Here is a 25,108-nt window from a genome sequence, read left to right as displayed (position 1 = left end):
CGGAGCCGGAATGACCAACTACCGGGCGGATATTGATGGCCTCCGCGCCATCGCCGTGGGGCTTGTTCTTCTCTACCACGCCTTTCCCCAGGCGGTGCCCTCCGGCTTCATCGGGGTGGACGTCTTCTTTGTGATCTCCGGCTACCTGATCTCGGGCATTATCGCCCGCGACCTCGCGGCCGGGCGCTTCAGCATCCTGGACTTCTACATCCGCCGCATCCGCCGCATCTTCCCGGCCCTGCTGCTGGTGATGGCCTGCACCCTGGCCTATGGCTGGCTGGTGCTGCTGCCGGCGGAACTGGCGGCGCTGGGGCGGGACCTGCTGGCCGGCGCCGGCTTTCTCTCCAATATCGCGCTGTGGCTGGAGACCGGCTATTTCGACCGGCTCGCGGCGCTGAAGCCGCTACTGCACCTCTGGTCGCTCGGCGTCGAGGAACAGTTCTACCTCGCCTGGCCCTTCCTGCTGGCCCTGGCCTTCCGCGCCCGCTGGCGGCCGGGCCTGTTCATGGCGCTGCTGCTGGGGCTCTCCTTCGCCCTCAACCTCCTCCTCACCGCCAGCCACCCTTCCGCCGCCTTCTTCCTGCCCTTCCCCCGCTTCTGGGAACTGCTGGCCGGTGCCCTGCTGGCCTGGCTGACGCGGGATGCCCCCTCCCCCCTCCCACCCCGCTGGCGCGGCGCTGCCTCCGCCGGCGGGCTGGCACTGATCCTGGGCGGCGCCTGGGCGATCGGCCATGGCACCCCCTTCCCCGGCTGGGCGGCGCTGCTGCCGGTGGCGGGCGCCGTGGCGGTGATCGCGGCGGGGCCGGGCGCCTGGGCCAACCGCCGGCTGCTGTCCAGCCGCCCGGCGGTCTTCATCGGGCTGATCAGCTACCCGCTCTATCTCTGGCACTGGCCGCTGCTCTCCTATGCCACCATCCTGCGGCTCGGCCAGGCACCCACGCCGCTGCTGGCCGCCGCCCTGCTGCTGGCCGCGCTGCTGCTGGCCTGGCTGACCTGGCGGCTGGTGGAAAAGCCACTGCGCTTCGGCACTGGCGCCCCGCGCAAGGCCCTGGCGCTGCTGGCGCTGGTGGCGGCCGTGGGCCTGACCGGCGGCGCGGCCCGCTGGGCGGAAGGCTTCCCCGCCCGCTTCCCAGACCTGCCCGAGCTCAGCATCGCCCGCATCAACCTCGCCTTCCGCGACGGCATCTTCCGCCCCACGCCCGGCATGCGTGCCACCACCGAGGGGCAGGTGACCCTGGCCGAGATCGGCACCGGCGGCGAGGCCGTGCTGCTGACCGGCGACAGCGTGGTCTTCCACTACGGCCCGCGTGCCCAGGCGCTGCTGGAGGCTGGGCAACTGCGCCGCCGCGCCATCTTCGCCGTGGGGCCGAGCTGCGCACCCATGCCGGGCGTGCTGCGCGGCGGCGCCTTCGCCGGCTGCGCCGCCCTGCCGCAGAAAGCCGCCGCGCTGGCCGCCGGCCAGGAGATCCGCGACGTGGTGATCGGCGCCTTCTGGCAGGGCTATGCCACCGGCGATGCCCAGGTGGAACGGAACGGCACCCGCCTGCCCGCCGCCACGCCCGCGGGGCAGGAGCTGCTCTACGCCAACCTGGAGGAGCAGGTGGCGGCGCTGATCCGCGCCGGGCACCGGGTACACCTGCTGCTGCCGGTGCCGACCCACCCGCGCTTCGACCCGCAGGGCATGGTCACGCGCTCCTGGCACGGCTTCCGCGTCGATCCCGGCATCCTGCAGGGCGTGCCGGTGGCGGAGCTGCGAGAGGGCATGGCCGATGCCACCCGGCGCCTGCGCGCCATCGCGGCGCGGACCGGCGCCGGGCTGATCGACCCGCTGCCCGATCTCTGCGGCCCCGGCCCGGCCTGCTCCCCCTTCTTCGGGGAAGGCGAGCCGAAATTCGCCGATGACAAGCACCTGCGCCCGGTCTTCGCGAGGGACCATGTGACGATGCTGGACGCGTTGCTGAGTGAATAAATAAAAAGGCCGGGGGAATGAATTCCCCCGGACCCCCATCTTCTTTCTTCGAGTATCGGGTTCAGGCGGACTGCGGGGCCGCCAGAGGAGCAAGCCTTCAAGGGTGGAGGGTGTCGCCGCAGGCGCACCCGTGAACCCGAAAAAGAAAGATGGGGTCTGGGGAATTCATTCCCCAGCCTGCCTTCTCAGTACAGCCCGCCCAGCGCGGAATCGCCGCCGCCGCCACCGGCGGAACGGGCCATGCCATCCCCGCCCTCGCCGCCACCGCCGCCGCCGATCGGCGCCCGGGCGGCATTCTCGGTGCCGGGGCGGAAGGGCTCCAGAATGGTTTCGCCGTTGCTGGCCTGCACGCGCACCAGGGCGATGCCCGGCGGCGCGCGGAAGGGCACCGGCGGGCTGTCCTTCAGCGCCGCCTCCAGCACGTCATGCACGATGGGGGCCGCGTTGCCGCCACCCGTCTCGCCATCGCCCAGGCTGCGCGGGTCGTCGAAGCCGACCCAGACGGCCACCACGATCTCGGGCGTGAAGCCGACGAACCAGTTGTCCATGTAGTCGTTGGTGGTGCCGCTCTTGCCGCCGATGGGGCGGTTGAGGCCCTTGCCGGCGGCGGTGCCGGTTCCGCGCTGCACCACGCCCTGCAGCAGCGAGACCATCTGATAGGCCGAAATCGGGTCCGTCACCTGCTTGCGGTCGTCCAGCAGCTTCGGCGGCTCGGCCTGCGGGCCATTGGCGCAGCCGTCGCAATGGCGGTTGTCGGCGCGCCAGACCAGGCGGCCGAAGCGGTCCTGCACCGTGTCGATCAGCGTCGGCGTCACCTGCTTGCCGCCCGCGACAAAGGAGGCATAGCCGGCGGCCATGCGCAGCACCGTGGTCTCGCCGGCGCCCAGCGACATCGACAGCACCTTCGGCATGTGGGGAATGACGCCGAAGCGCGCGGCGGCATCCGCCACCTTGTCGATGCCGATCTCCTGCGCCAGCCGGATGGTGACGAGGTTGAGCGACTTCTCCAGCGCCGTCCGCATGGTCACCCAGCCATTGGTGTTGCGGCTGTAGTTGCCCGGGCGCCAGAGGCCCTGGGGCGTCATGATCTCGATCGGCGCGTCCAGCAGCCGCTGGTTGGGCGGGATGCCCATCTCCAGCGCCGGCAGATAGACGAAGGGCTTGAAGGAGGAGCCGGGCTGGCGCATCGCCTGCGTCGCGCGGTTGAACCAGCTCTGCTCAAAGGAGAAGCCGCCGGCCATGGCCAGCACGCGGCCGGTCTGCGGGTCCAGCGCCACGGCGGCGCCCTGCACCTGCGGGATCTGCCGCAGGGTGACGCGGTCGGCCTTTTCGTTGGTGGGCTCCACCAGGATCACGTCGCCGGCGGCAACCACATCCTGCATGCGGCGCGGCGCGCCGCCCAGGCGGCCGTTGCGGTTGGGCCGGGCCCAGGACAGGCCTTCCAGCGGCAGCGTCGCCAGGCGGGGCTGGGCGGGGCGGCCATCGGTGGGCTTTTCCAGCCAGGCGACCTTGGCGGCGCGGGCATCGACATCCCGCACCACCGCCAGCTTCCATTCCGGCAGGGCACCGGCCGGGCGGGCGGTGGCCTCCAGCGCCGGCATCCATTCGGTATCCCTGGCGGAGATCTTGGCCGCCGGGCCGCGCCAGCCGCCGCGGCGGTGGTCGTAGCCGATCAGCCCGTCGCGCAGCGCCTTCTCGGTCGCCGTCTGCAGCTGCGGCTCCATGGAGGTGCGGACCACGAGGCCGCCCATGGTGGTCTGGTCCTGGCCGAAGCGGGCCACCAGCTCGCGCCGCACTTCCTCGGTGAAGTACTGGCCTGTCGCCACCGTGTCGGGGCGGGTGCGGCCGCGAATGACGATAGGGTCCTGCTTCGCAGCCTGCGCCTCGGCCGCCTTGATGGCGCCGTCGTCGACCATGCGGTCCAGCACATAGTCGCGGCGGGCGCGGGCGGCCTCGGGGTAGCGGTTGGGGTTCAGGTTGTTCGGCGCCTTGGGCAGCGCGGCCAGGAAGGCCGTCTCGCTCAGGGTCAGCTCGTCCAGGCCCTTGTTGAAGTAGTTCATGGCGGCCGAGGCCACGCCATAGGCCTGCTGCCCCAGGAAGATCTCGTTGAGATAGATCTCCAGGATCCGCTGCTTGCTCATCGCGGATTCCAGCCGGAAGGCCAGGATCGCCTCCCGCACCTTGCGCATGAGGGTGCGGTCATTGCCCACCAGCATGTTCTTGGCGACCTGCTGGGTGATGGTGGAGGCGCCGATGGCGCGGCGGCCGGTGGCCATGCCTTCCACATTGGTCATCACCGCCCGCGCCAGGCCCAGCGGGTCGACGCCATGGTGGTCCCAGAAGCGCTGGTCCTCGGCGGCGACGAAGGCGTCCTGCACCCGCTTCGGAATTGCCTCGATGGGCAGGAAGACGCGGCGCTCCAGCGCCATCTCGGCCATCAGCTGGCTGTCCGCCGCATACATGCGGCTCATCTGCGGCGGCTGGTAATCGGCCAGCCAGGCATGGTCCGGCAGGTCGCCGATGCCCTGGCGGTAGAGGCCATAGAGCGCGATGCAGGCCACCACGGCGATGGCCAGCCCCATCGAGAAGCCCCAGCCCACCAGCCGCCGCATCCAGCGCCCGAAGCCGCCGCCGCCGGGGCCGCCGGAGCGCGGCGGGCGTGGCGGCTTGCCGCCCGGCGGTGGGCCGCCGGGGGCGGGCCGCTGCACGACAGGGGGGGTGGAGCGGGCACGGTCCCCAACCAGGGGGCGGTCGGCGCGGAGTTCATTGGATGCCATGGCGCGTTCCCCTTACACCCTGGAAGCGCCGGGAGCGAAGCACCGTTTCGTTTGGTCTCATGCCTCCTGAGGACAGGCCGGCCGCGGGGGAGGGCAGCCCCGCGGCCCCGCCTATGTCCACGCGGGACGCCTTTCCCCGCCCCTTTCCCCGCGCCGGGCGGGCGGCGGCCGAAAATCCGCCGGGGTGCCGCCTCGGGGGCCGGTCCCGGCCGCAACACCCATTGCCGTGGCGGGGTTGGCGCGGCAGGCTCCGCCCGCAGAACCGTTCGGCACGAAGGGAAGTCGGGACATGATCGAAAGGCGCAAACTGCTGGGCTCCGCCGCCGCGCTGGCGGCGGCGCCGCTGCTGGCGCGGCCGGCGCTGGCCCAGGGCGCGGCGCTGAAGATCGGCATGATCACCAGCCTTTCCGGCCCTGGCGCCTACCTGGGCCAGGATATCCGCGACGGCTTCGCCCTGGCCATGGAGGTCGACAGCGGCAAGCTGGGCGGCACCCCGGTCCAGCTGCTGGTGGAGGACGACGCGCTGAAGCCCGGCCAGGGCAAGCAGATCGCCGAGCGCTTCATGAAGAACGAGAAGGTCCGGCTGCTGACCGGCATCGTCTTCTCCAACGTGCTGGGCGCCGCGGTGCCGGATGTGCTGGACGCGGGCGGCATCTATGTCAGCCCCAATGCCTCGCCCTCCAACATGGCGGGCAAGGAATGCCACCCGAACTTCTGGTCCGTCGCCTGGCAGAACGACAGCCTGCACGAGGCCGCCGGCCAGGCCGCGCGCAACCTCGGCTACAAGAAGGTCTTCGTTCTCGCCCCCAACTACCAGGCGGGCAAGGACGCCATCACCGGCTTCAAGCGGAAGTACGCCCTGCCGGTGGCGGGCGAGATCTATACCCGCCTGGACCAGACCGACTACGCGGCCGAGATGGCGCAGATCCGCGCGGCGCAGCCGGATGCGATCTACCAGTTCCACCCCGGCGGGCTCGGCATCGCCTTCCTGAAGCAGTATGTGCAGGCGGGGCTGTCGCAGAGCATCCCGATGGTGCTGTCCTCGCCTTCCATGGACTACAACACCATGATGGCGGTGGGCGAGGCGGCGGTGGGCATCACCGTCACCGCGCATTGGAACTCGGATTTCGACAATGCGGCCAATCGCGGTTTCCTGGCCGCCTTTCAGGCCAAGTACAACCGCATGCCGACCTATTACGCCGAGCAGGGCTATGACACCGCGCTCGCCATCGGCGCGGCGCTGCGCGGCACCAAGGGCCAGGTGGACGACACCGAAGCCTTCCGGAAGGCCATGATGCCGGCGAAGTTCGAATCGCCGCGTGGCCGCTTCGCCTTCGGCCCCAACCAGCACCCGGTCTGCGACTGGTTCATGCTGAAGGTGCAGAAGAACGGCGACGGCAAGCTCGCGCTGGTGACGCAGCCCGGCAAGGTGCTGGAGAATTACGGCGACGCCCATTCGGCGCAGTGCAAGTTCTGAGACCCTGATGGCCTTGCTGCTGGAACAGCTGCTCAATGGTGTGCAGCTCGGGGTCATGCTGTTCCTGCTGGCGGCGGGGCTGACTTTGGTCTTCGGCATCATGGGCGTGATCAACCTCGCCCATGGTTCGCTCTACATGGTGGGCGCCTTCGCCTCGGCCTTCGTGGCAGCGCAGACGGGCTCCTTCCTGCTGGCGCTGCTGGCCGGGCTGGCGGCGGCGGCACTCTGCGGCATGGCTGTGGAATATGTGGTGCTGCGCCGGCTCTACGCGCGGGACCACCTGGACCAGGTGCTGGCCACCTTCGGGCTGATCCTCTTCTTCAACCAGGGCATGGTGCTGCTCTTCGGGCGGCAGCCCTTGTTCGTGGATATCCCGCCGCTGCTGCAGGGCGCGGTGGAGATCATCCCCGGCGTGCCCTACCCCGCCTATCGCATCGCCATCATCGGCGTCGGGCTGCTGGTGGGGCTCGGCCTCTGGTTCCTGTTGCAGAAGACGCGCGTGGGCATGCTGGTCCGCGCTGGCGCCACACATAGAGACATGGTGCGGGCGCTGGGGGTGGATGTGCGGCTGCTCTACACCCTGGTCTTCGGGCTCGGCGCGCTGCTGGCGGGCCTGGCAGGGCTGATGGCGGGGCCGATCTTCTCCGTGCAGGTCGGCATGGGGGAGCAGATCCTGATCCAGACCTTCGTGGTCATCGTCATCGGCGGCCTTGGCTCGGTGCGCGGTGCGGTGGCGGGCGCGCTGCTGGTCGGGCTGGTGGATACGCTGCTGCGCGCCTTCCTGCCCGCCACCCTGCGCAGCGTCATGCAGGGGGCGGATGCCGATGCCCTGGCCTCCGGCCTCGCCTCCATGGGCATCTATGTGCTGATGGCGCTGGTGCTGCTGGTCCGGCCTCGCGGGTTGTTTCCCGCCCATGCGTGACCGCCTTCTGCTGGGGCTGGCGCTGCTGCTCGCCATCGCCCTGCCCTGGCTGGCCGAGGCCGCCGGCAGCCCCGCCACCGTCAGCCTCGCCACCCGCATGGCAATCTATGCCATCGCCGCCGCCTCGCTGAACCTCGTGCTGGGCTATGGCGGCCTCGTCTCCTTCGGCCATGCCGCCTATTTCGGGCTGGGTGGCTATGCCGTCGGCATCCTCTACGCGCATTGGCGCTCGGAAGAGCTGTTGCTCGGCCTGATCCCCGGCAGCATCGGCCTGCTGCCGACGCTGGGGGCGGCGATGCTGCTGGGCGGCGCCTCGGCCGCCGTCCTGGGCGCGCTGTCGCTGCGCACGCGCGGGGTGCAGTTCATCATGATCACCCTGGCTTTCGCGCAGATGCTGTTCTTCCTGTTCGTCTCGCTGAAGGCCTATGGCGGGGACGACGGGCTTTCCATCCGCCGGCGCGGCGAGTTCCCCGGCCTCGACCTGCGCGCCCCCGCCCAGCTCTACTGGCTCTGCCTGGGCCTGCTGGTCGGCTGGCTGCTGCTGCTGTGGCGCGTCACCCGCTCCCGCTTCGGGCAGGTGCTGGCCGGCGCCCGGCAGAGCGAGCGGCGCATGGCCGCCCTCGGCGTCTCCGTCTATCCCTACCGGCTGGTCGCCTTCGTCATCTCCGGCATGGGCACGGCGCTGGCGGGCGGGCTGATGGCCAATGCGCTGCGCTTCGTCAGCCCGGACATGATGCACTGGGCCAAGTCGGGCGAGCTGATGATCATGGTGATCCTCGGCGGCCTCGGCACGCTGCTGGGGCCGGTGCTGGGCGCCATCGCGCTGGTGGGGCTGGAGAACTGGCTCTCCGCCTGGACGGAACACTGGCAGTTCATCCTGGGCCCCATCCTGCTGGCCGTGGTGCTCTTCGGGCGCGGCGGGCTGATGGCTCTGCTGCGCCGGGTGCTGCCGGCATGAGCGGTGGCGCGCTACTGCGGATCGAGGGCCTCGAAAAACGCTTCGGCGGGCTGCGGGCCAGTGATGGGCTGGACCTCGATGTCCTACCCGGAGAGCTGCATGCGCTGATTGGCCCCAATGGCGCCGGGAAATCCACCGCCATCGGCCAGATCACCGGCGAGATCCCGCCCGATGCCGGGCGCATCCTCTTCGAAGGAGAGGACATCACCCGCCTGCCCCCGGCGCGGCGGGTGCGGCGTGGCCTGTCCCGCTCCTTCCAGATCGTGCAGTTGCTGGATGACGAGACGGCGGAGGCCAATGCCGCGCTGGCGGTGCAGGCGGCGCAGGGCCATTCCTTCCGCTTCTGGCGCGATGCCACGCGGGACGAAGGGCTGCGCGCCCCCGCCCGCGCCCTGCTGCGCCGCGCCGGGCTGCCGGATGCCCGCCACCGCGTGCTGGCGGCCGACCTCGCGGCGGGGGAGCGCAAGCAGGTGGAGCTGGCCCTGGCCCTCGCCGCCTCCCCCCGCCTGCTGCTGCTGGACGAGCCGATGGCCGGCCTCGGCGCCAGCGAATCCCGCGCCATGACGGAGACGCTGCGCGGGCTGAAGGGGCAGGTCGCCATCCTGCTGGTGGAGCATGACATGGAAGCCGTCTTCGCCCTCGCCGACCGGATTTCCGTGCTCGTCTATGGCCGCGTCATCGCCACCGGCACGGCAGCCGAGGTGCGCGCCAATGCCGAGGTGCGCGCCGCCTATCTGACCGAGGAGGAAGGCGTCTGATGCTGGAGGTCCGGGGCCTCCAGGCCGGCTATGGCCACAGCCAGGTGCTGTTCGACGTGGCGCTGGAAGTGCGGGCGGGCGAGGTGGTGACGCTGCTGGGCCGCAACGGCATGGGCAAGACCACCACGGTGCGCGCCATCATGGGGCTGAACCCGCCGCGCGGCGGCGCCATCGGCTTTCGCGGCGCGGCCCTGGCCGGACTGCCGCCGGAAGCCATCGCCCGGCGCGGCATCGGGCTGGTGCCGGAAGGGCGGCAGGTTTTTCCTACGCTGAGCGTGCGGGAGAACCTGGTGGCCACCGCCGCCAACCGCACCGGCCAGGCCGAGCCCTGGACGCTGGAGCGCATCTACGCCCTGTTTCCCCGGCTGCGGGAACGCGCGGGGCAATCCGCCCGCACCCTCTCGGGCGGGGAGCAGCAGATGCTGGCCATCGGCCGGGCGCTGATGACCAACCCGCACCTGCTGATCCTGGACGAGGCCACCGAGGGGCTGGCCCCGGTGATCCGCGCCGAGATCTGGGCGACGCTGGCCAGCCTGAAGCAGCGCGGCCAGGCGATCCTGGTGATCGACAAGAACCTGACGGCCCTGGGCCGGCTGGCCGACCGCCATTACGTGCTGGAAAAGGGCCGCACCGTGTGGTCCGGGGACGGCGTGGCGCTGGCGAGGGATGCGGAGCGGGTGCGGAACTGGATCGGGGTCTAGCAAGCCGGGCCTTGGGTTCATGACGCGGCCCGGGAGTGTCTGGCGCCGACGCTGTGCAAAGCCCCCTGTGCAGGCCTTTAGCGACGGGCTGGATGCCAGACCGGGACAGCCCATTGGCCGCCAGTGCAACACTGAAGCAAACCGGCGTTCAACAAACCTACGCGGGACTGTCAATATTATGCAACATAACGGACTTATGGTGGGCTTCAGGACGTTATCTTAGGAGCAACCAATGGTTCGTGTTGCAGTATCTGGCATACCTAATCACTGGCACCGGGCCATTACGGGTTCTCAGTTTCCCGCCACCATCTACCGGGAAATGTTTCCTGAGGCTAAAACCAAGAAGGACATCGACAGCCAGCTTGGCAAGATTGCGAATACCGGCAATTACCTGATCGGCGAAGGCGTTTCGCGGGCACTGTCGAGCTGCCAGCAGCAACATATCCCTTTTCCCTGGCTCACCGGCCCGGATGGCGAGAAGTGGATCGACTACATCAACACCGCCTTCGACTTCTTTGTCTTCGGCACCGCCAACATCTTCCATCCCCGCTTCAATCCGTCCGGTGAGGGGGAAGTGATCAGCAAGATCAATATCCCCATCATCCTGATGAGCGCGGGCATTCAGGATGCATCCTCCTTTGGCTCCTCCTACCCGGCGCAGTTCAAGTCCTTCCTGGATGTGCTGAAGGACAAGAACTGCCATGTCTTCACCCGCGGCGACATCACGGCCGACTTCCTGCGGCGGCAAGGCCTGAGCCGTGTCGAGCCCACGGGATGCCCATCCCTCTTCGCCTATCCCGGCAAAGTCGTTGAATCGCTGCGGCGCCTCAAGGAGATCGACTGGCGGAAGCCGCTGGAGATCGTGCATGCCGGCTACCTGGGCTCGGTCGCCGATGCGATTGTCGACATCAATGCACTGGGGGGTGCACACCCTTCCGCGGCCTATGTGCTTCAGGACGAAACAAAGCTGTTCGATTTCAACATCAACTGCGCCGAACATGACATTGCCTATGACGAGACCAACGGCAGGATCGTGGCGCCGGTCAGTTACCGTGGCCAGGAGCACCTGAAGAAGGAAGTCAGCCACCACATGTTCTTCAGCACGGAGCAGTGGCGGGCCTGGATGGGAAGGTTCGACTTCTCCTTCGGCCGCCGCTTCCACGGCGGGGTCATGGCTGCCCAGGCCGGCGTGCCATTCGTCGTGCTGGCTGTCGACGACAGAACGCGAGAGATGCTGAGCTTCGCCAAGCTTCCACACATGGAGGCCAAGGCCTGGAATCTGCTTCCCGACAAGGCCCAGGCCCTGGAGAAGTTCGTCGCGGACCTCGATGTGGACGCCACCATAGCGCATTACAGGGCGCTGGAGACGCGCTTCCGGGAACTGCTGGGCAACATCGGCATCACGGCGCCCAAGGCCCGCAAGCCTGTCATGCAAGCCGCTGACGTTCGTTGAGGCATCAACATGATTTGGCAGGCGATCTGCCACGGAACGACTGACGGGGCCACTCGCCGGAGGGGTTCTCGGACCCCTCCCGCCCCTTGCACGGCAAGGCATCCACGGCGCCCGTGACCACCGCTGCCTATCACGGCCGCAGCGAGGCTGCCCGGCGCCTGGCAGCCCCGTGCCGCACCAGATGAAACCTACCCTATTGCCACGCCTGCGGTGCGGGATGCTGCCCGGAAGGCGGCGTACTGCCTGGCAAAACATGGCCCTGCCTCACAACGGAAGCCAAGCTTTGCGGAGCGGGTGGTCCATGCCGGCGCAAGGTCAAGGGAGTGGTTGACACCTTAGCCAAGTTCTTGCGACACACCCTCAATGGTTCATGATCGGCCGTGGGTAATGGCGGCGCAACTGTAAGGTCCGAATGAATGTCAGCTCCGCAGACACGCGTGATTACATTTGGGACTTACGATCTGTTCCACATCGGCCATCTCAATATCCTGAAGCGCGCCGCCGCCCTGGGTAACCACTTGATTGTCGGTGTCTCTACGGATGCCCTGAACTTTTCCAAGAAGGGGCTGAAGCCGGTCTTCCCGCAGCACGAGCGGCTGGCCATCGTCGAGGCCCTGCGCTGCGTGAACGAGGCTTTCTACGAGGAAAGCCTGGAGCTGAAGGCCGAGTACATCAAGCACTACAAGGCCGATGTGCTGGTGATGGGCGATGACTGGGCCGGGCGCTTCGATCAGTTCAAGAGCCTTTGCGACGTGGTCTATCTGCCGCGGACGGAAGGCATTTCGACCACCGACATCAAGCAGGGCCTGGCCACGCCGCCCGTTGTGTCGGCCTCCTAGCCTCTCGCGGCTATCCATCCTGCTTCGCTGAGAATGGCGCCGGCTGCGTTGCGGCGGCGCCATGATGCCGCTGATCGCCTGCCCGGCGAATCATAAAAATACGAAGGCATCTGCCTGTCCGTGGCACGGAATGTGAGGTGGGTTAGGCCACGCCTCCGCTGCCGCTGAAGCGGCGCCCTCAGCCAGTCGGCGCCACAGTTCCCAGGAGCGCGCTGACCACCGGCGTTCGAGCGCAAGCTGCGCGCTGTGTTCCAACGCATCATGAGAAACAGCATGGAGCCAGGCGTGGCGCAGCAACCATCTGCGGGGCCGGCCATGCCTTCAGGAGGAAGCCGCGTCCAGAAACGATCCGAAATCCTCGCGGAGGCAATCCAGAACAACCTCGACAATATCGCCGGGAATAACAGGAATTTTCTTGCCCATGTAGTTCAGGATAACAGGGCACGCCAGATTATTGGAGTATTGTATTCCGGAACGCAGCGCCTCCAGCAGGCTCTTGCCGGAAGCGCAATGGACATCAACCGCCTGGAGCATGACCACTCTTCTTCCATCTCTCCTGCTGGCATCCTACGGGTTTCCAGTGACGGGGTTATGGACGTTAGGCTTCAGCTCCATGACAGTCTGATGCCAGGGCGGAGTTCTTCCACCCGGAGATGCCGCGTCGCGAACAATGCCGGCAGAATCCCGCTGCTTCCGGCTGGCATGATCAGGATATCGCTCCGGCGGCACACAGCTTCTCGGCAACACAGGGGTCTCGCCTGCCAAGATCTAGACATGGCCTGCCCTGTTTTGAGCCACGCCTCCGGTACGCGCCGCACTCTGGGCGGCCTCCACGGAGGATCAAACGAGCTTTCGTTTTTCTGTGGCCTAGTTTCACCCAGTCTCGATCTGCTCTAATTTGTCAGGAGTTGCATCCCGCGATGTTTGAAAGGTGAGTTAATGTCAGGCAGGCTGTCCGGGCGAGGGCTGAGCAACACAGCAAAGAAGGCAGCCAAGCCTCAGCCACTTATCAGCTCTTCACTGGCCATCTTTGTCCCGGCAGAGGAAGTGCGGCACTTCTCCGCGCTGCTTCCACGCGAGATCAGCGTCTTCGGCGTCATCAGCGTCTCCACCCAATCCGTGGTGGTCACGAACGAGGTCGGGCGCCGCTTCCAACTTACCACAGCACACATGATGACGGTCGGTTTCGCGGTACGAGACCGTCGCGCTCTCGGTCTGCTGGAACGTGTCAGGGCGATCTTCATGCTCTGGTCCGGCAGCCACTTCCCCACCGTGGCCGTGCTGGCGGAAGACGATTCCAGCCCTTCCCTCAACCTGCTTCTGGCCGGCGCCCTGCCGGAGCGCCTGAGGATAGCGGCGGAACAGTCCACGCGCCTGTGGCGGGAACTGTATCAGCTCCGCCAGGCGCACGAGAACCTGCAGGACCAGTTCAACGCCCTTGAGGGGTTCCTGTCCCGGAAGAACCTGCAGCCGACCGAGCTGATTTTCGAGAACCCGGTTATCGAGGACCAGGGCGGGCGCCATCAGGCCGGCGCCATGACGCGGCTGACGCAGATCCTGCCCGTCTCCAGCCTGGGACTGAGCGCGATCGAGATCTGCGTGCTCGGCGACGGCCACGAAGAGAAGATCGCCTCCGATATCAGTGTTCAACTGAGAACCCTGGAAGACGGCGCCGTGCGGGGCGAGTGGCGCCTGCCCCGGAAGATGCTGACCCCGGGCTGGATCACGCTCGGCCTGCCGAAGACCTTGAGCGGCATGCGCAGGACGCCGGAGCTGGTCATCTCCTGCGGCCCTGATTCGGACCTCTCCGCCTTCGGCCTCGGGCCGGTCCAGCCGATCCATGAGTTCTGCGTGGCCTGTGATGGCGGGCGCACGCTTCCCCACAGCCTCGCCTTCAAGGCCTGGTCTGGCCTGCCGGGCTTCCGGCCGGTGCAGGCCGGCCGGCTGGTCGAGCCGCTGTCGCCTGAGCCGGAGCAGCTGGTGCGGGATACCGCGCTGCCGCTCTCGGCCCTCATGGCCGCGGAAGACCTGAGCGAGCTGGGCTATCCGCTCGAATACGAGCTGGTGCGGTACGAGAACAACAAGGCCGGCGTGCTGTGCCATCCGCCGCCGGAGGGCACGACCCTGGCCCGCCTGGGCAAGATCGACACGACCGACCTGATCGGGATCAGCTGCATGGTCGCGCTGGACCATGAGATGGCCGCGCCCGTCAGCTTCGCCCTGATCGTGTCGGATGCCGATGAGCAGGTGGTCCGGGACCGGCTGGCAGGCCAGGTGAGCGAGGATGCCGCCGAAAGGCTCTTTGAATGGACCGGGTGGCAGTCCCTCTCCGCCACCCAGCAATCCCACCTGCATGTCATGGGCAACTTCGCCGAGCGGGAGGATGTGAGGATCTTCGTGGCGACGTCGATGACCGGAAGCGACCCGAACTACTACGCCTGGGCGATGTTCAGCAGCTTCTCGGCCTTGCGCATGAAGCGCCTCCCGAAGCCCGAGACGCGGGCGGCGCTCGAACTGGGGACAGGTCTGGCATAATGGGCATGATATCCATGGACCGGATCAGTGGCGCCGAGTTGGCGCCGCAGATCGTTGTCATCGTTCCGATCTACAAGCATTCCGCCTTGGTGGCCGAAGCCATCGAATCGGTCCTGGATCAGCATGGCTCCCATACCATCGCGATGCTGCTGGTGAGCGATGGCTGCCCGCATCCCGAGACGGATACGGTGGCCTCGACCTATGCCACCGTCCATCCGAACATCTTCTACTTCCGCAACGTCAATGGCGGCCCAAGCGCCGCGCGGAACTTCGGGATCGACTATGCGTTGGCGGCCTGGCCCAGCCTGGACGCGATCTACTTCCTCGATGCCGACAACCGGCTGTCTTCCACCGCGATGGCCACGGCCTATGCCTGCCTGAAGCAGACCACCGACGTGTCCTGGGTTTATCCCAACATCGACAGCTTCGGCATCGGCTGGTCGGGCAGCTATTCCCCGCCCTATTCGCGGCTTCTCCACGTCATCCATGACAATATCTGCGACACTGGCAGCCTGGTGTCGCGGGAAGTCTTCGAGAGCGGCGTCCGGTTCGATACCGACTCGAAATCTGGTTACGAGGACTGGGACTTCTGGCTCCAGTGCATTGCTCATGGCTTCCGCGGCAAGCATTGCAGCTTCGGCTTCGAGTACCGGCAGCGGGCGGAAAGCCGCTTCCGCGAGGTCAACCGCGACCGCGCGGCGACGCTGGCCCACCTGCGGCGCCGGCACAAAGGCATCGCCCGGCCCGAGAAGCTGTTGCAATGGGAACATGAGGAAAGCCCGCGATACGCGGTCATCTGCCCCACCACCCGCAGGTGCCATGAGGTCACGGACCCGACGCTGCGGGAAGGCGGCTTCTCCCTGACCGATCTGCTGACCAGGTTCTGGCAAGGCGTCCATCTGCCCGACGAGAAGCACATCGCGCCGTTCTTCTGCTGGGCGGGCTCGGAGATCCTCGCCGCCCTGGAAAGCCATGGCGTCATCTTCAATGTCTTCTGGCTCATGGAGCGCCTGACGCGCGAGAACAACTTCGTCGCGCTGTCCCTCGCATCCTCCCCCGGCAAGATCGGCGTCCAGATCCGGACGCATGCGGAGTTGCGCGAAAGCCAGTCCGGCGCCATCGGCGCCCGCGCCGTGGCCTGGATGGCGCGCAGCCGGATCGTGCAGGAGATCTGCGAGGACCCGGGCGGGGAAGGCTGGGTCAATTCGCTGGCGGCTGACGTGCCGGGCCCGACGGTCGCCGAGATCGTGCTGTCGCTCCCGGCCGTTGGACCCCTGGCCGAGAATGCGGCCGGCACCGTCGCTGGCCTGCTGGAGACCTTCGCGCTGCTGCGGTCCAGCCGCTCCCGTGACGTGCCGAAGAAGCGCTGGCGCTGGCGGCCGCAGCAATTGCCCGACCGGCGCGACTATTACAGGATCCTGTGCGAATCCCTCGACGTGAACGGCCTGATGCCGCGGGTTTCCGACGGCAGGCCGGATGCGGGCTTCGTGGTTCCCTTCGCGTCCTTCGGAGGCGCCGAGAAGGTGGGCTACGCGCTGGCGCGCACCCTGAGGGCGGCCGGCTTCCGGACGCATCTCTTCATCGTCGGGACGCCGGTCTACAACATCATCGACGAATACAAGTCTGCCTTCGATACCGTGAACTTCCTGGCCGACGAAACCTTCCCCGTCTGGGGCGGCCCGTCGAACTTCTATGGGCACGACATCTTCCTGCCTGGCAGCCCGGAGGTGAAGGAAAGCACCCTCAAGGGGCTCATGGCGAATCTCGACGTGCTGGTGAACTGCCAGTCGGCGCCGCTGAATTCGGTTATGGGTTCCATCCGCTCGATGGGCACCCTCACCGCGTCCTACCTGCATGTCGTTGATGCCACGGCGGTCGGGCGCGTGGTGGGCCACCCCTATATCACCGTGGGGTTCGAGCACGCCTACGACTTGGTTCTGACCTGCTCGAACAAGCTGGAGGAATACCTGCATTCGCTGGGCATCCCGGCGGACAAGATCATGCATGTGCCGAATGCGGCCGGCTTCACGGCCCCCGCCTCGGCACGGGCCGAGATGGTCGAGGCCCGGCCCAAGGCACGGGGCAAGCGTCCGCTTCGCGCGCTCTATATCGGCCGCCTGGATCGCCAGAAGGGCGTCGAACGGCTGTATTCGGCGATCGACACGATCCGGCAGCAGGAACTTCCCATCGACTTCCGGGTCATCGGCGCGCAGCTGGTCGAGGGCAACGACAAGAATCCCTGGAACAAGAAGTTCCAGGAGCTGAACGTTCTCCTGGAACCGCCGGTCTTCTCGAGTGACGAGCTTTCCGCCGCCTTCAGGTGGGCCGATTGCCTGATCCTGCCGTCACGCTGGGAAGGGGCGCCGCTGGTGATCCCTGAGGCGCAGCAGCTGGGCTGCATTCCCATCTGCACCGATGTGGGCGCGGTCTCGGAGCTGCTGTCGGATGGGGAGGATGGCCTCCTGGTCGAGGACGGCGCCGACGATGATGTGGCCGAGAGCATCGCCGAATGCCTGCAGCAGCTTGTCGGTTCGGAGAAGCTGCGCGTCGCTCTTGCGCTCGGGGCCCTGAAGCGGAGCGAGAACAATCACTGGGAGGCCAACTTCCGCCCCCTGGTCCAGAAGCTTCTTACGCGTCTGCCGCAGTAGCACGCCACCGTTCCGCCAATCCTGCCCGCCCGTCCCGAGGCGGCAGGATATGGGTGGGCAAACTGGCCATGACGCCCATGGTGGAGATGGGATGCGCCCGTCTGGTCCAGAAGGCCTGCAGAATTCAGGGCCGGATCGCGGTGCAGAAGACGCAACCGCCCTGCCGCTGCGGCAAGGCGGCGCCAGCCCTGCGGCGGGCTGGATGTTGGGGTTAACAGGTATGGCCAGAGGCTGGCTCATCCACCGCCGCTAATTGACCGCATGGCATAACAGGCACGGTTGCGGTCCTGCTCATGCAGGCCCTCACCGACGACCCCGGTCGGCCGAAGCAGGCACATACACAGGCCAGTTGAGAGAGGCCCCACACAAAATCTCTTTTTCAGTTTTATTTCTATTTTTTGATATACAATGCGGCGGACGACAACTATAACCGACGCGAACGTTTCACAAAACCCACAACCTGTTGATCACGATATACCACTTAAATATAGTGCCAACCCGGTGGGGCGGCTCCTATCTAAGAAAGATCTTGCGAGGATGGTTTTGGCCGAAGTGGCTGGTGCCGCAGGATCGGGGGTCTTAACCGCAGCTGAAGATGATCCACTATATGCAAGATACCCCCGACAGCCAGAAACGTCGTTGCCTGATAGTGCTGAGTCACTCGTTGAATGAAGTTACACTCGCCAGATTCCGGCAATGTCAGGCAGAACTGGCTTCCACATTCGATGTCTTCCTGGTGCTGTCGGAACCTCTTCAGGACGAGGCGAAAAAGCACGGGCTGCAGAATGTGGTATGCCCGACGCGCGCCCAGATCTTTTCGCCTGAATATGGACGCAAGTCAGCAACGTTCAGCATCAAGCCGGGAAATGCCGATCTCATCTTGCTGGCATTTTGGCGGCAGCATCCAGGGTATGAATATTACTGGGTGATGGAGTTCGACGTCTATACGCCGCGCGGCCTGTCGCAGCTTGCGGAACTCGACCGTGGCAGTGACGCTGACCTTCTTGGCACCTATATCCGGCTGCGGCGGCATCATGCGAGCTGGGATAACTGGGGGAGCCTGGAAACAGGGCCATCGCAGGTGGAAGGCGTGGATGTCGACATGGTGGCGACCGCCTGCTTCCTGCCCCTGTCCCGCTATTCGGCACGGCTGCTGGCTGCCCTGGACTGGAGCTACCAGCGGGGCTGGATCGGCCACCATGAGGCCACCATCGCGACCGTGGCCGCCTGCAATGGAATGAAGCTGCAAGACCTGAATACTCTCGCGCACCGCGTGCTGGGCAGGCATGTCTATAGTGCGACCAGCTTCAACCATGAGAAGTCTGTGGCCGCCGATGCTCTCTTCTTCCACCACCCCATCAAGCACCTTTCGCAGGTAGAGGCGCTGGACAGGGCATTCGGCAGCACTGCGGCGGCCATGTCGCCGCAGTGATCGCGGCCGGGCGCATGACTTGGGGCCGCCCCCCCAAGTCAGTCGGTCACGCTGCCTGAGGCGGCACCCAGCCGAAGGGGTTGGCATGCCGCAGGGGGTTCAGATCCAGCCCCATCGGCCGGTCGTCGTAATCGAATTCCTTGAGCAGCAAATCCAGGGTGATGTTGCTTTTCGCCAGATCCACCGCTCTCGGGTCACGCGGCTTCTGGACGGTCAGGAAATAGTCCCAGAACTTGAATTCCAGCCCGCGTGGTGAGCCGGAGGCCAGCCAGGCGTTCGGAATGCCATAGGCATCGGCGATGATCAGCCCGTGGAGGGAAGACGAGATGATGCGCTTGCAGGAGCAGATGTCATTGATCACCCCTTCGATGTCATCGCTCTTGAGGCTGATGGTCTTCACGCCATCGATCTTGAGGTCCTTGTTCCACCAGGGTTCGGACCACCGGACCACCACGCCGATCTCGTGCGTCTTCTCGACATCGGGCTTGTAGAAGTCGGGCACCAGAAGGGCCGGGTCGCCGTAGATGCGCGGGCACTTGATGCCGGCGATGGCAAGCTTGTTGCGCGTCAAGGGGCCACGGACAGCCAGATACTGTGCCGACTTGTTGAGCTGGTTGTTGGTCTCGTCGCCGAAGGCCCCAGGGCCCCACACGATCGAGGCATCCCGCGCGTGGCTGACAATAGATCCAATGACAAGATAGTTGGGATTATTCGTCCGGTCTTTTTCGGCATAGGGCTTTTTGCCGGACATCTTCTCCACGAGCCACGGCGCCAGTAGGTCGCCGAAATTTGGCGCGTCGGACCACCACTCCATTGGAACCATATCATTAACAAGATGCATTCTGTTTTCCTGATAAACGGCACACTGGCCAGACACTGCCGGGCTGCTTGCTTCCTAATGAACTCATGCTTTAAGCAAAAGCTCTGTTCAAGCGCTTTCCACTAATCATTACCTTGAGGGCCACACGGGCCTCTTCAGCGTGCAGCGGCAATGTTGGATCGCGAGGCGCCTTCCCGCTCTGATGCCGCAGGGGATTCAGGACATGCCTGGCCAGACGCGGAATGGTCGCGTGGAGCGCGCCACGCTCCACCGCGACAAGGCGTGCCAGCCAAGCCGATCGCCGTTGATATCGACCGGGACCGCAGCTCGGCCCCCTCGCCCGTCACGCCCGATGCGGTCGTGGCATGGAGGGCCGAGGCGCAATCCCTCTCGCCTGCGCCCTTGCTCCGGAACAGGCCGGCCTGAGCAGCGAGGTCGGAACGGCCTGTCGCGCGGCAGGGCAAGCCCCGGCGGCAGCCGCCGGGCTGCCCTTAGTTGAGCCGGGGCGAGATGGCCAGCTGGCCGCTCTCGGTCAGCCCGCCGCAGCGATAGATGCTCAGGGAGCTGGGCTCCTTGGCCCATGGCTCGGAATCCCAGGCGAAGTAGGTGATGCCGACCAGCCGCCCTTCCGCGGCCGCCCTGGCGAATTCGGCCCGCGCCTCCCGCACCAGCTGGGCCCGCGGGGCATCGTCGCTGGGACAGGTGCGGTCCTGGTTGCGGAAACCCCATTCAGTGATCCAGCAGGGTTTGCGGCCGCTACTGGCGGTGCCGCATTGCGACAGGTCCACCTCCCGCAGCCGGGCCGAGCGCCTCGCCCTCGCTGCCGGATCGCCGGGCTGGGCATTGGATGGATAGGTATGGATGCCATAGGCATCGACCAGCGTATCCAGCCCATGCTCGCGCAGGAAGCCGATCGTCGCCGGCAGGCTGACGGCATCCAGCTTCGGGTTGAAGGGCTTGCCGCCTTCTGGCGCCGCCACCAGCCCCGCCGAGATGATTGGCGTGGCGCGGTTGAGGCGGGAGCGGTCCCGCTCCTCCTTCAGCGCCGCCAGTACCTTCATGTATTGCAGGAAGCCCTTGGCGATCTGCTGGCCCTCCGGCGTGTCGCGCAGGTCCTGGCGGCTCAGGATCTTGCCCATGCCGGGCAGCGGGATATCGCGGTTGAAGGCGGCCCAGTTGATCTCGTTGCCGAGCTCCAACCCGGCGAGAGTGATCCCCGCGGCATCCAGCGCCGTGAAGAGCGCCCGGTATGCCGTGCGAGACAGTTCCGGATCGGCCGAGGACAGCAGGGGGCCGCCCCACATCCTGGGGAAGCGGTCGGGCATATAGGGGCGGGTGGGCGCGTCCGGCGGATATTCCGGGGCAACGATCAGCTGGACACGGATGCCCTGCGCCGCCGCGCGCCGCAGGAAATCGATGCCCTTGTCGAGGTCACCCTTGATGTCGTTGCGGATGACCTGAACGCCGGCCGCCTTGAGCTGCGCGAAGGTGTCATCCTGCTGGGCGACGCTCGCCCGCAGCGGGTTGTCGAGATTGACACCCACTACCAGTTCCGCCGCCCGGGCCGGCGCCAGCGGCGCCTGGGCCAGGAAGAGCCCCAGGAGGAGCGATGAAGCCAAGCTTCTGAGCCGTATCATCTTCATGGACATCTCTAATGCGGTTCTGACCCGAGTAGCGTTCCATCCGGATCATGTGCTGCGAGCGGGCCAGGAGGTGCCAACCTGCCCCCTCTGCGACTGCCGTCGTGGAAGGTAAGGATTGTTCAGCCAGGCCCGGTGGGAAAAGGGGCGTTCACAGGTTCGAGAGGGCAGTACCTCCGGTTGAGGCGCCGCATCGGCCCCCATGGGACTGAAGACCGTGGGGCCTGGAGCCATACCCCGCAAGCGCGTCATTGATGAACCCGTTTATTCATCAAGATCTCGTCTTGACCCAGGTTCCGTTTCCTGCGCCATTATTGTCCCGCTGAAGGCGATTTTCTGCCCGCATACTTTGCATGGCCCATGGCCCGATGGACACCGCGCCGGACCGTCCTTGCCCCCGGTTCTTGGCCAAGGCGCGGCATGTCCCGGATCGTACCGCCGGCGACACTGTTGCCGTGTTTCCAAGCTTTACTTGTTCTTCTGGATAAGGGCTAAGGGGGGCTGGTAGCTGAGCTTGGTGGAGAATGGTAGGCTATACTCAAACCGTGTGGGCGGGCTTTCGGCTACTCCTGGCGGTCGTACTAGGTCAGTTGGTGTCAGGCGGAGCAGATTGGTGCATAAAGACCTTAATCCCGAAGACGAAGTTGGTGCGCTTGCCGCGCGTGCATTCCCATCTTTTGGCTTTTTTGGCGATTCGAAAAGAAATGCACTCACCATCCCTGTGGAACAGGTAGTCGATAAGGTCGTATTCCGGATCGAGGCTCCAGCGGCCGAGATATTGAATCTCGGTGCGATCAGGTTCTTTTCAAAGGACGCGAAGGAGATCAAGCGTCCCGACCTGACGGCGCATGTGGAAGCGAGTTCCATCTATGGCGACAAGCCGAAGGAACATCTGACAGCATGCTTCCTGGGTGGATCGCAGATCCACACCAAGAAAGAAATCGCGCCTTCCCTGACCGTATCGTTCAAGTCTCCCGCCCATGTCTCCAAGCTGGTTGTCGCCAATCGCGGAAGCGAATGGGGCGTCCGTTCGATGTTCCTCTGCGTGGAAGCCTATGCCGGGGAGAAGCTGCTCTGCCGCTGGGAGAACAACAACGCCGAGCGCCGCAAGCAGTGCTTCGTCAACCTGGCCGAGGGCATCACGCAAATCCTGGGCAAGGACCACGATCCTCGCCACACGTCGCCTGAGACGGTGAATCTCCAGCTCCGCAAGGGGCTGGCGGAGGTGATCTCCAGCGGCAAGGCGCGGCAGGGGAACATCGACTGGGCGCAGGCCATCGCCGTGCTGGATTTCTACAACAGCGACTACCAGCTTCAGGATGAGGATCTCACGATCATCGCCCACTACATCCTGTATCTGATGGGCGATACCAGCATCCTCGGGACCAGCCAGCTCGCCCCGTTCAGCCGCGTGCTGCGCTCCAAGGACGTGATCCGCAAGGTCATGCAGCGCCTGAACGAGATTGCGCCCCAGTACCGGACCAACGAACAGAACTTCATTATCTCCAAGCACCAGATCAACAATTCTGTCCTGCATTCCAGGCGGGAGCTGTTCCTGAACGGCCTGGATCAGGTGATCCAGCAACTGCGGGAATGGAATCTGCGCGGCCTCCTCTGCTACGGCTCCCTGCTCGGCGCCGTGCGGGAGAACGACTTCATCGCCCATGACGACGACGTCGACGTTCTGTATGTCGATCACTCCACCACCAGGGCGGAAGCCGAGCGGGGCAGCCACGCGCTGGAACAGCGCTTCAGGGCCGCCGGCTACTCCTCCTGGCGCCCCTCGGGCTCGCTCAACTTCAACGTCTCGAAGGACGGGGTATCGGTGGACCTGTTCCCCTGCTGGTTCGAGGGCGACCAGATACAGGTCATGATGGAGAAGTTTCAGTACAGGCCGATCCAGACGAACCTCGTGCTTCCCCCCGGAGAGGTCGAGCTCTGCGGCCGCAAGTACCCGGCCCCCGCGGACCCCGCCGGCTTCCTGGCCGAGCGTTACGGCGAGAACTGGAAGAAGCCGGACCAGTTCTACGAATGGCCCTGGCAACTGGAAGACTGAAGCCGCCACGCATTGTCAGGCGGGCGAGGCCAGCCCCGCCCGACAGGGCCTGAACCGGACGGCCCCCGGGCGGTGTTCCACCGCCTGCAGGCGCCGGGTCCCACAGGGAGATGCCTTCGGCACCGACATGCCCTATGAACTGGACTCGCTGACCACGTCGTGTTCCCGCGGTATCGCGGGGCCGCGGCAAAGCCTCACCGCCGGAGAAGCCTGATGCCGAATTCCAAACCTGCGATCGCTGTGCTCGGCGGTGGATCCTTCGGCACGGCGATCGGCGTGGCAGCCACGCGCTCCGGTCACAAGGTCTCGCTGATCTGCCGGACGGAACAGCAGGCGGAGGTGATCCGCTCCACCGGGAAGAACTCGGCCTATTTCCCGGACATCACGATCCCGGCGTTGGTTGTCGCTTCCAGCGACATCCAGATCTGCCTGGAAGCCGACATCGTCTTCATCGCCATTCCGGCCCGCTTCATCGACCAGTATCTTGAGGTCATCGTCAAGAACATGAAGCCGGGCTCCATGGTGGTGAACCTGGTGAAGGGCCTGGACAGCAAGTACCTGACCTTCGCGGAGCATTTCCAGGCGAATGCCAGCGCGGTGGAATATGTGGCGCTGAAGGGCCCCACCTTCGCCCGGCCGCTTCTGCTGGGCGAGTTGTCGGGCCTGACGATCGGCGCGCGCAACCGCGACGCGGAACAGCGCCTGCGTTCCGTCTTTGCCAAGGCCTCGCTGGACTTCGACACGTCCTATTCGCCGGCCTCGGTGGACATGGTCAGCGCGCTGAAGAATGTCTACGCCATCATTCTCGGCGTCGCCGCCTCCCTCAACATGAGCGACAACACCCGCTTCATGATCATCACCCGCATCATCGCCGAGGCACGGCAGGTGCTGGAGAGCCTCGGCATGGATGGCTCGGTCATCAACATGTATTGCGGCATCGGCGACATCCTGCTGACCGGCATGTGCGACACCAGCCGCAACCGCACCCTGGGCGTCATGATCGGCAAGGGCATCCCGGTTGACGCGAACCGCCCGGACTTCCTGGCCGAGGGCGTGCGCTCGGTGCGGATCATCCTGCAGCACCTGGAGCCGGGCGTGGCGCCGCTGATCGAGCACATGGCGCAGGTGCTGGATGCCAAGAGCACGCCGGGCATGATGATCGAGGAAATCATCCACCGCCACTAAGCGGCAGCGCCTGGCCACGGGCCGGGCGGCCTCAGGCATGGCGCCGTTGAAGAAGAGGCTGTGATGCTTTATCGCGACATGGACCGCGCGGCGCTGGACCGCGAGTACAATGCCCGCGCCACGGTGCCGGATATCGCGCCCATCATGGCCGAATACCGCGCCCGCACGGAAGCCGCCCGGCGCGCCCTGCCCTGCGTGTTGAACATCCCCTATGGCCCCAGCGAGGCGGAGCGGCTGGATATCTTCCCTGCCGCCGGCACGGGCGGCTTGGCGCCGGTCTTCGTCTTCATCCATGGCGGCTACTGGCGGCTGCTGGACGCCGCCGATTCCGGCTTCATGGCCCCGGCCCTGACGGCGGCGGGCTGCTGCGTGGTGGCGGTGAACTACGCCCTCGCCCCTGGCGCCACGCTGGACGAGATCACGCAACAATGCCGCGCCGCCCTGGCCTGGCTGCACGGGAACATCGCCCGCCATGGCGGCGACCCGGCGCGCATCCATGTCGGCGGCAGCTCGGCCGGCGGGCATCTGGCGGCCATGCTGGCGGCGGGCGGCGACTGGCCGGCCGGCTTCGGCCTGCCGCCGCATCCGGTAGCCGGCGGCACGCTGCTCTCCGGCCTGTTCGAGCTGGAGCCGGTGCGGCTCTGCCATGTCAACGACTGGCTGGCGCTGGACGCGGCGGCGGCGGCGCGCAATTCGCCCGCCCTGCTGCCGCCGCCGCGCCCCGGCCTGCCGGTGGTGCTGAGCGTCGCCGAGACGGAAACCGCCGAATTCAAGCGCCAGACACAGGACCAGGCCGAGCGCTACCGGCAGGCCGGCTGCGCGGTGACGCTGGTGCCGGCGCCGCCGGCCTCCAACCATTTCGATATTGTTTTCCAGCTTTGCGACAGCACCACGCCGCTCTGCCGCGCCGTGCTGGGCGCCATGCGGGGCTGAGCCGT

At 66.3% G+C, this 25,108-nt stretch carries 18 protein-coding genes; 14 read left to right on the top strand and 4 right to left on the bottom strand.

Annotation, left to right across the window (positions count from 1 at the left end; translation table 11 throughout):
- Positions 1–10 precede the first annotated feature (10 nt).
- Positions 11–1,969 carry an acyltransferase family protein gene (locus EBE87_RS02920; protein WP_120640261.1) on the top strand — a complete coding sequence of 653 codons (1,959 nt, stop codon included), beginning with the start codon at positions 11–13 and terminating at the stop codon, positions 1,967–1,969.
- A gap of 185 nt (positions 1,970–2,154) precedes the next feature.
- Here EBE87_RS02920 and EBE87_RS02915 read toward each other — a convergent pair whose 3' ends face one another.
- The gene (locus EBE87_RS02915) at positions 2,155–4,746 is read right to left on the bottom strand and encodes a penicillin-binding protein 1A (protein WP_233560019.1); all 2,592 of its coding nucleotides are present in this window, start codon (positions 4,744–4,746) and stop codon (positions 2,155–2,157) included.
- A 289-nt stretch (positions 4,747–5,035) separates the two neighbouring features.
- Here EBE87_RS02915 and EBE87_RS02910 point away from each other — a divergent pair, with 289 nt between their 5' ends.
- From EBE87_RS02910 to EBE87_RS02880, 7 genes are all read left to right on the top strand, one after another.
- The gene (locus EBE87_RS02910; protein ID WP_120641055.1) at positions 5,036–6,223 is read left to right on the top strand and encodes an ABC transporter substrate-binding protein; all 1,188 of its coding nucleotides are present in this window, start codon (positions 5,036–5,038) and stop codon (positions 6,221–6,223) included.
- 7 nt (positions 6,224–6,230) lie between these two features.
- Positions 6,231–7,145, top strand: coding sequence for a branched-chain amino acid ABC transporter permease (locus EBE87_RS02905; RefSeq protein WP_120641054.1), 915 nt, complete (start codon positions 6,231–6,233; stop codon positions 7,143–7,145).
- Complete coding sequence (locus EBE87_RS02900; RefSeq protein WP_120641053.1) at positions 7,138–8,103, top strand: branched-chain amino acid ABC transporter permease; 966 nt, start codon at positions 7,138–7,140, stop codon at positions 8,101–8,103. The genes EBE87_RS02905 and EBE87_RS02900 overlap by 8 nt, the downstream gene beginning before the upstream one ends.
- Positions 8,100–8,861, top strand: coding sequence for an ABC transporter ATP-binding protein (locus EBE87_RS02895; protein WP_122139862.1), 762 nt, complete (start codon positions 8,100–8,102; stop codon positions 8,859–8,861). The genes EBE87_RS02900 and EBE87_RS02895 overlap by 4 nt, the downstream gene beginning before the upstream one ends.
- A complete protein-coding gene (locus EBE87_RS02890) occupies positions 8,861–9,562 on the top strand; it encodes an ABC transporter ATP-binding protein (RefSeq protein ID WP_120638194.1) in 702 nt (233 codons plus the stop codon). Before EBE87_RS02895 ends, EBE87_RS02890 begins: the two co-directional genes overlap by 1 nt.
- A 232-nt stretch (positions 9,563–9,794) precedes the next feature.
- On the top strand, positions 9,795–11,015 hold the full coding sequence (locus EBE87_RS02885) for a polysaccharide pyruvyl transferase family protein (RefSeq protein WP_120638195.1): 1,221 nt from the start codon (positions 9,795–9,797) through the stop codon (positions 11,013–11,015).
- 437 nt (positions 11,016–11,452) lie between these two features.
- On the top strand, positions 11,453–11,854 hold the full coding sequence (locus EBE87_RS02880) for an adenylyltransferase/cytidyltransferase family protein (protein WP_233553184.1): 402 nt from the start codon (positions 11,453–11,455) through the stop codon (positions 11,852–11,854).
- A gap of 321 nt (positions 11,855–12,175) precedes the next feature.
- Here EBE87_RS02880 and EBE87_RS02875 read toward each other — a convergent pair whose 3' ends face one another.
- A complete protein-coding gene (locus EBE87_RS02875) occupies positions 12,176–12,388 on the bottom strand; it encodes a hypothetical protein (protein ID WP_120638197.1) in 213 nt (70 codons plus the stop codon).
- Between the two features lie 513 nt (positions 12,389–12,901).
- On the opposite strand from EBE87_RS02875, the gene EBE87_RS28920 reads away from it, so the two are divergent.
- From EBE87_RS28920 to EBE87_RS02860, 3 genes are all read left to right on the top strand, one after another.
- Positions 12,902–14,389, top strand: coding sequence for a DUF6212 domain-containing protein (locus tag EBE87_RS28920; protein ID WP_158600867.1), 1,488 nt, complete (start codon positions 12,902–12,904; stop codon positions 14,387–14,389).
- Positions 14,390–14,403: 14 nt separating this feature from the next.
- Positions 14,404–17,037, top strand: a complete 2,634-nt coding sequence (locus EBE87_RS02865; protein WP_158600868.1) for a glycosyltransferase — start codon at positions 14,404–14,406, stop codon at positions 17,035–17,037.
- Between the two features lie 607 nt (positions 17,038–17,644).
- Positions 17,645–18,469 carry a hypothetical protein gene (locus tag EBE87_RS02860; protein ID WP_147426042.1) on the top strand — a complete coding sequence of 275 codons (825 nt, stop codon included), beginning with the start codon at positions 17,645–17,647 and terminating at the stop codon, positions 18,467–18,469.
- Between the two features lie 46 nt (positions 18,470–18,515).
- Here the strand turns inward: EBE87_RS02860 and EBE87_RS02855 are convergent, their stop codons facing one another.
- Both EBE87_RS02855 and EBE87_RS02850 read right to left on the bottom strand, forming a co-directional pair.
- Positions 18,516–19,310 (bottom strand): polysaccharide pyruvyl transferase family protein, encoded by a 795-nt coding sequence (locus EBE87_RS02855; RefSeq protein ID WP_120638200.1) that lies wholly within the window; start codon positions 19,308–19,310, stop codon positions 18,516–18,518.
- A 470-nt stretch (positions 19,311–19,780) separates the two neighbouring features.
- Positions 19,781–20,908 carry a hypothetical protein gene (locus EBE87_RS02850; RefSeq protein ID WP_147426044.1) on the bottom strand — a complete coding sequence of 376 codons (1,128 nt, stop codon included), beginning with the start codon at positions 20,906–20,908 and terminating at the stop codon, positions 19,781–19,783.
- Positions 20,909–21,542: 634 nt separating this feature from the next.
- On the opposite strand from EBE87_RS02850, the gene EBE87_RS02845 reads away from it, so the two are divergent.
- The 3 genes from EBE87_RS02845 (at position 21,543) to EBE87_RS02835 (ending at position 25,103) form a co-directional block, all read left to right on the top strand.
- Positions 21,543–22,985 carry a LicD family protein gene (locus EBE87_RS02845; protein WP_147426045.1) on the top strand — a complete coding sequence of 481 codons (1,443 nt, stop codon included), beginning with the start codon at positions 21,543–21,545 and terminating at the stop codon, positions 22,983–22,985.
- A gap of 213 nt (positions 22,986–23,198) precedes the next feature.
- A complete protein-coding gene (locus EBE87_RS02840; protein WP_120638203.1) occupies positions 23,199–24,170 on the top strand; it encodes an NAD(P)H-dependent glycerol-3-phosphate dehydrogenase in 972 nt (323 codons plus the stop codon).
- Between the two features lie 63 nt (positions 24,171–24,233).
- Positions 24,234–25,103 carry an alpha/beta hydrolase gene (locus EBE87_RS02835; protein ID WP_120638204.1) on the top strand — a complete coding sequence of 290 codons (870 nt, stop codon included), beginning with the start codon at positions 24,234–24,236 and terminating at the stop codon, positions 25,101–25,103.
- Positions 25,104–25,108: the final 5 nt, after the last annotated feature.

This window comes from Teichococcus wenyumeiae, from assembly GCF_003696345.1.
Taxonomy (GTDB): domain Bacteria; phylum Pseudomonadota; class Alphaproteobacteria; order Acetobacterales; family Acetobacteraceae; genus Pseudoroseomonas; species Pseudoroseomonas wenyumeiae.
This window is presented reverse-complemented; position numbering and strand designations above follow the sequence as displayed.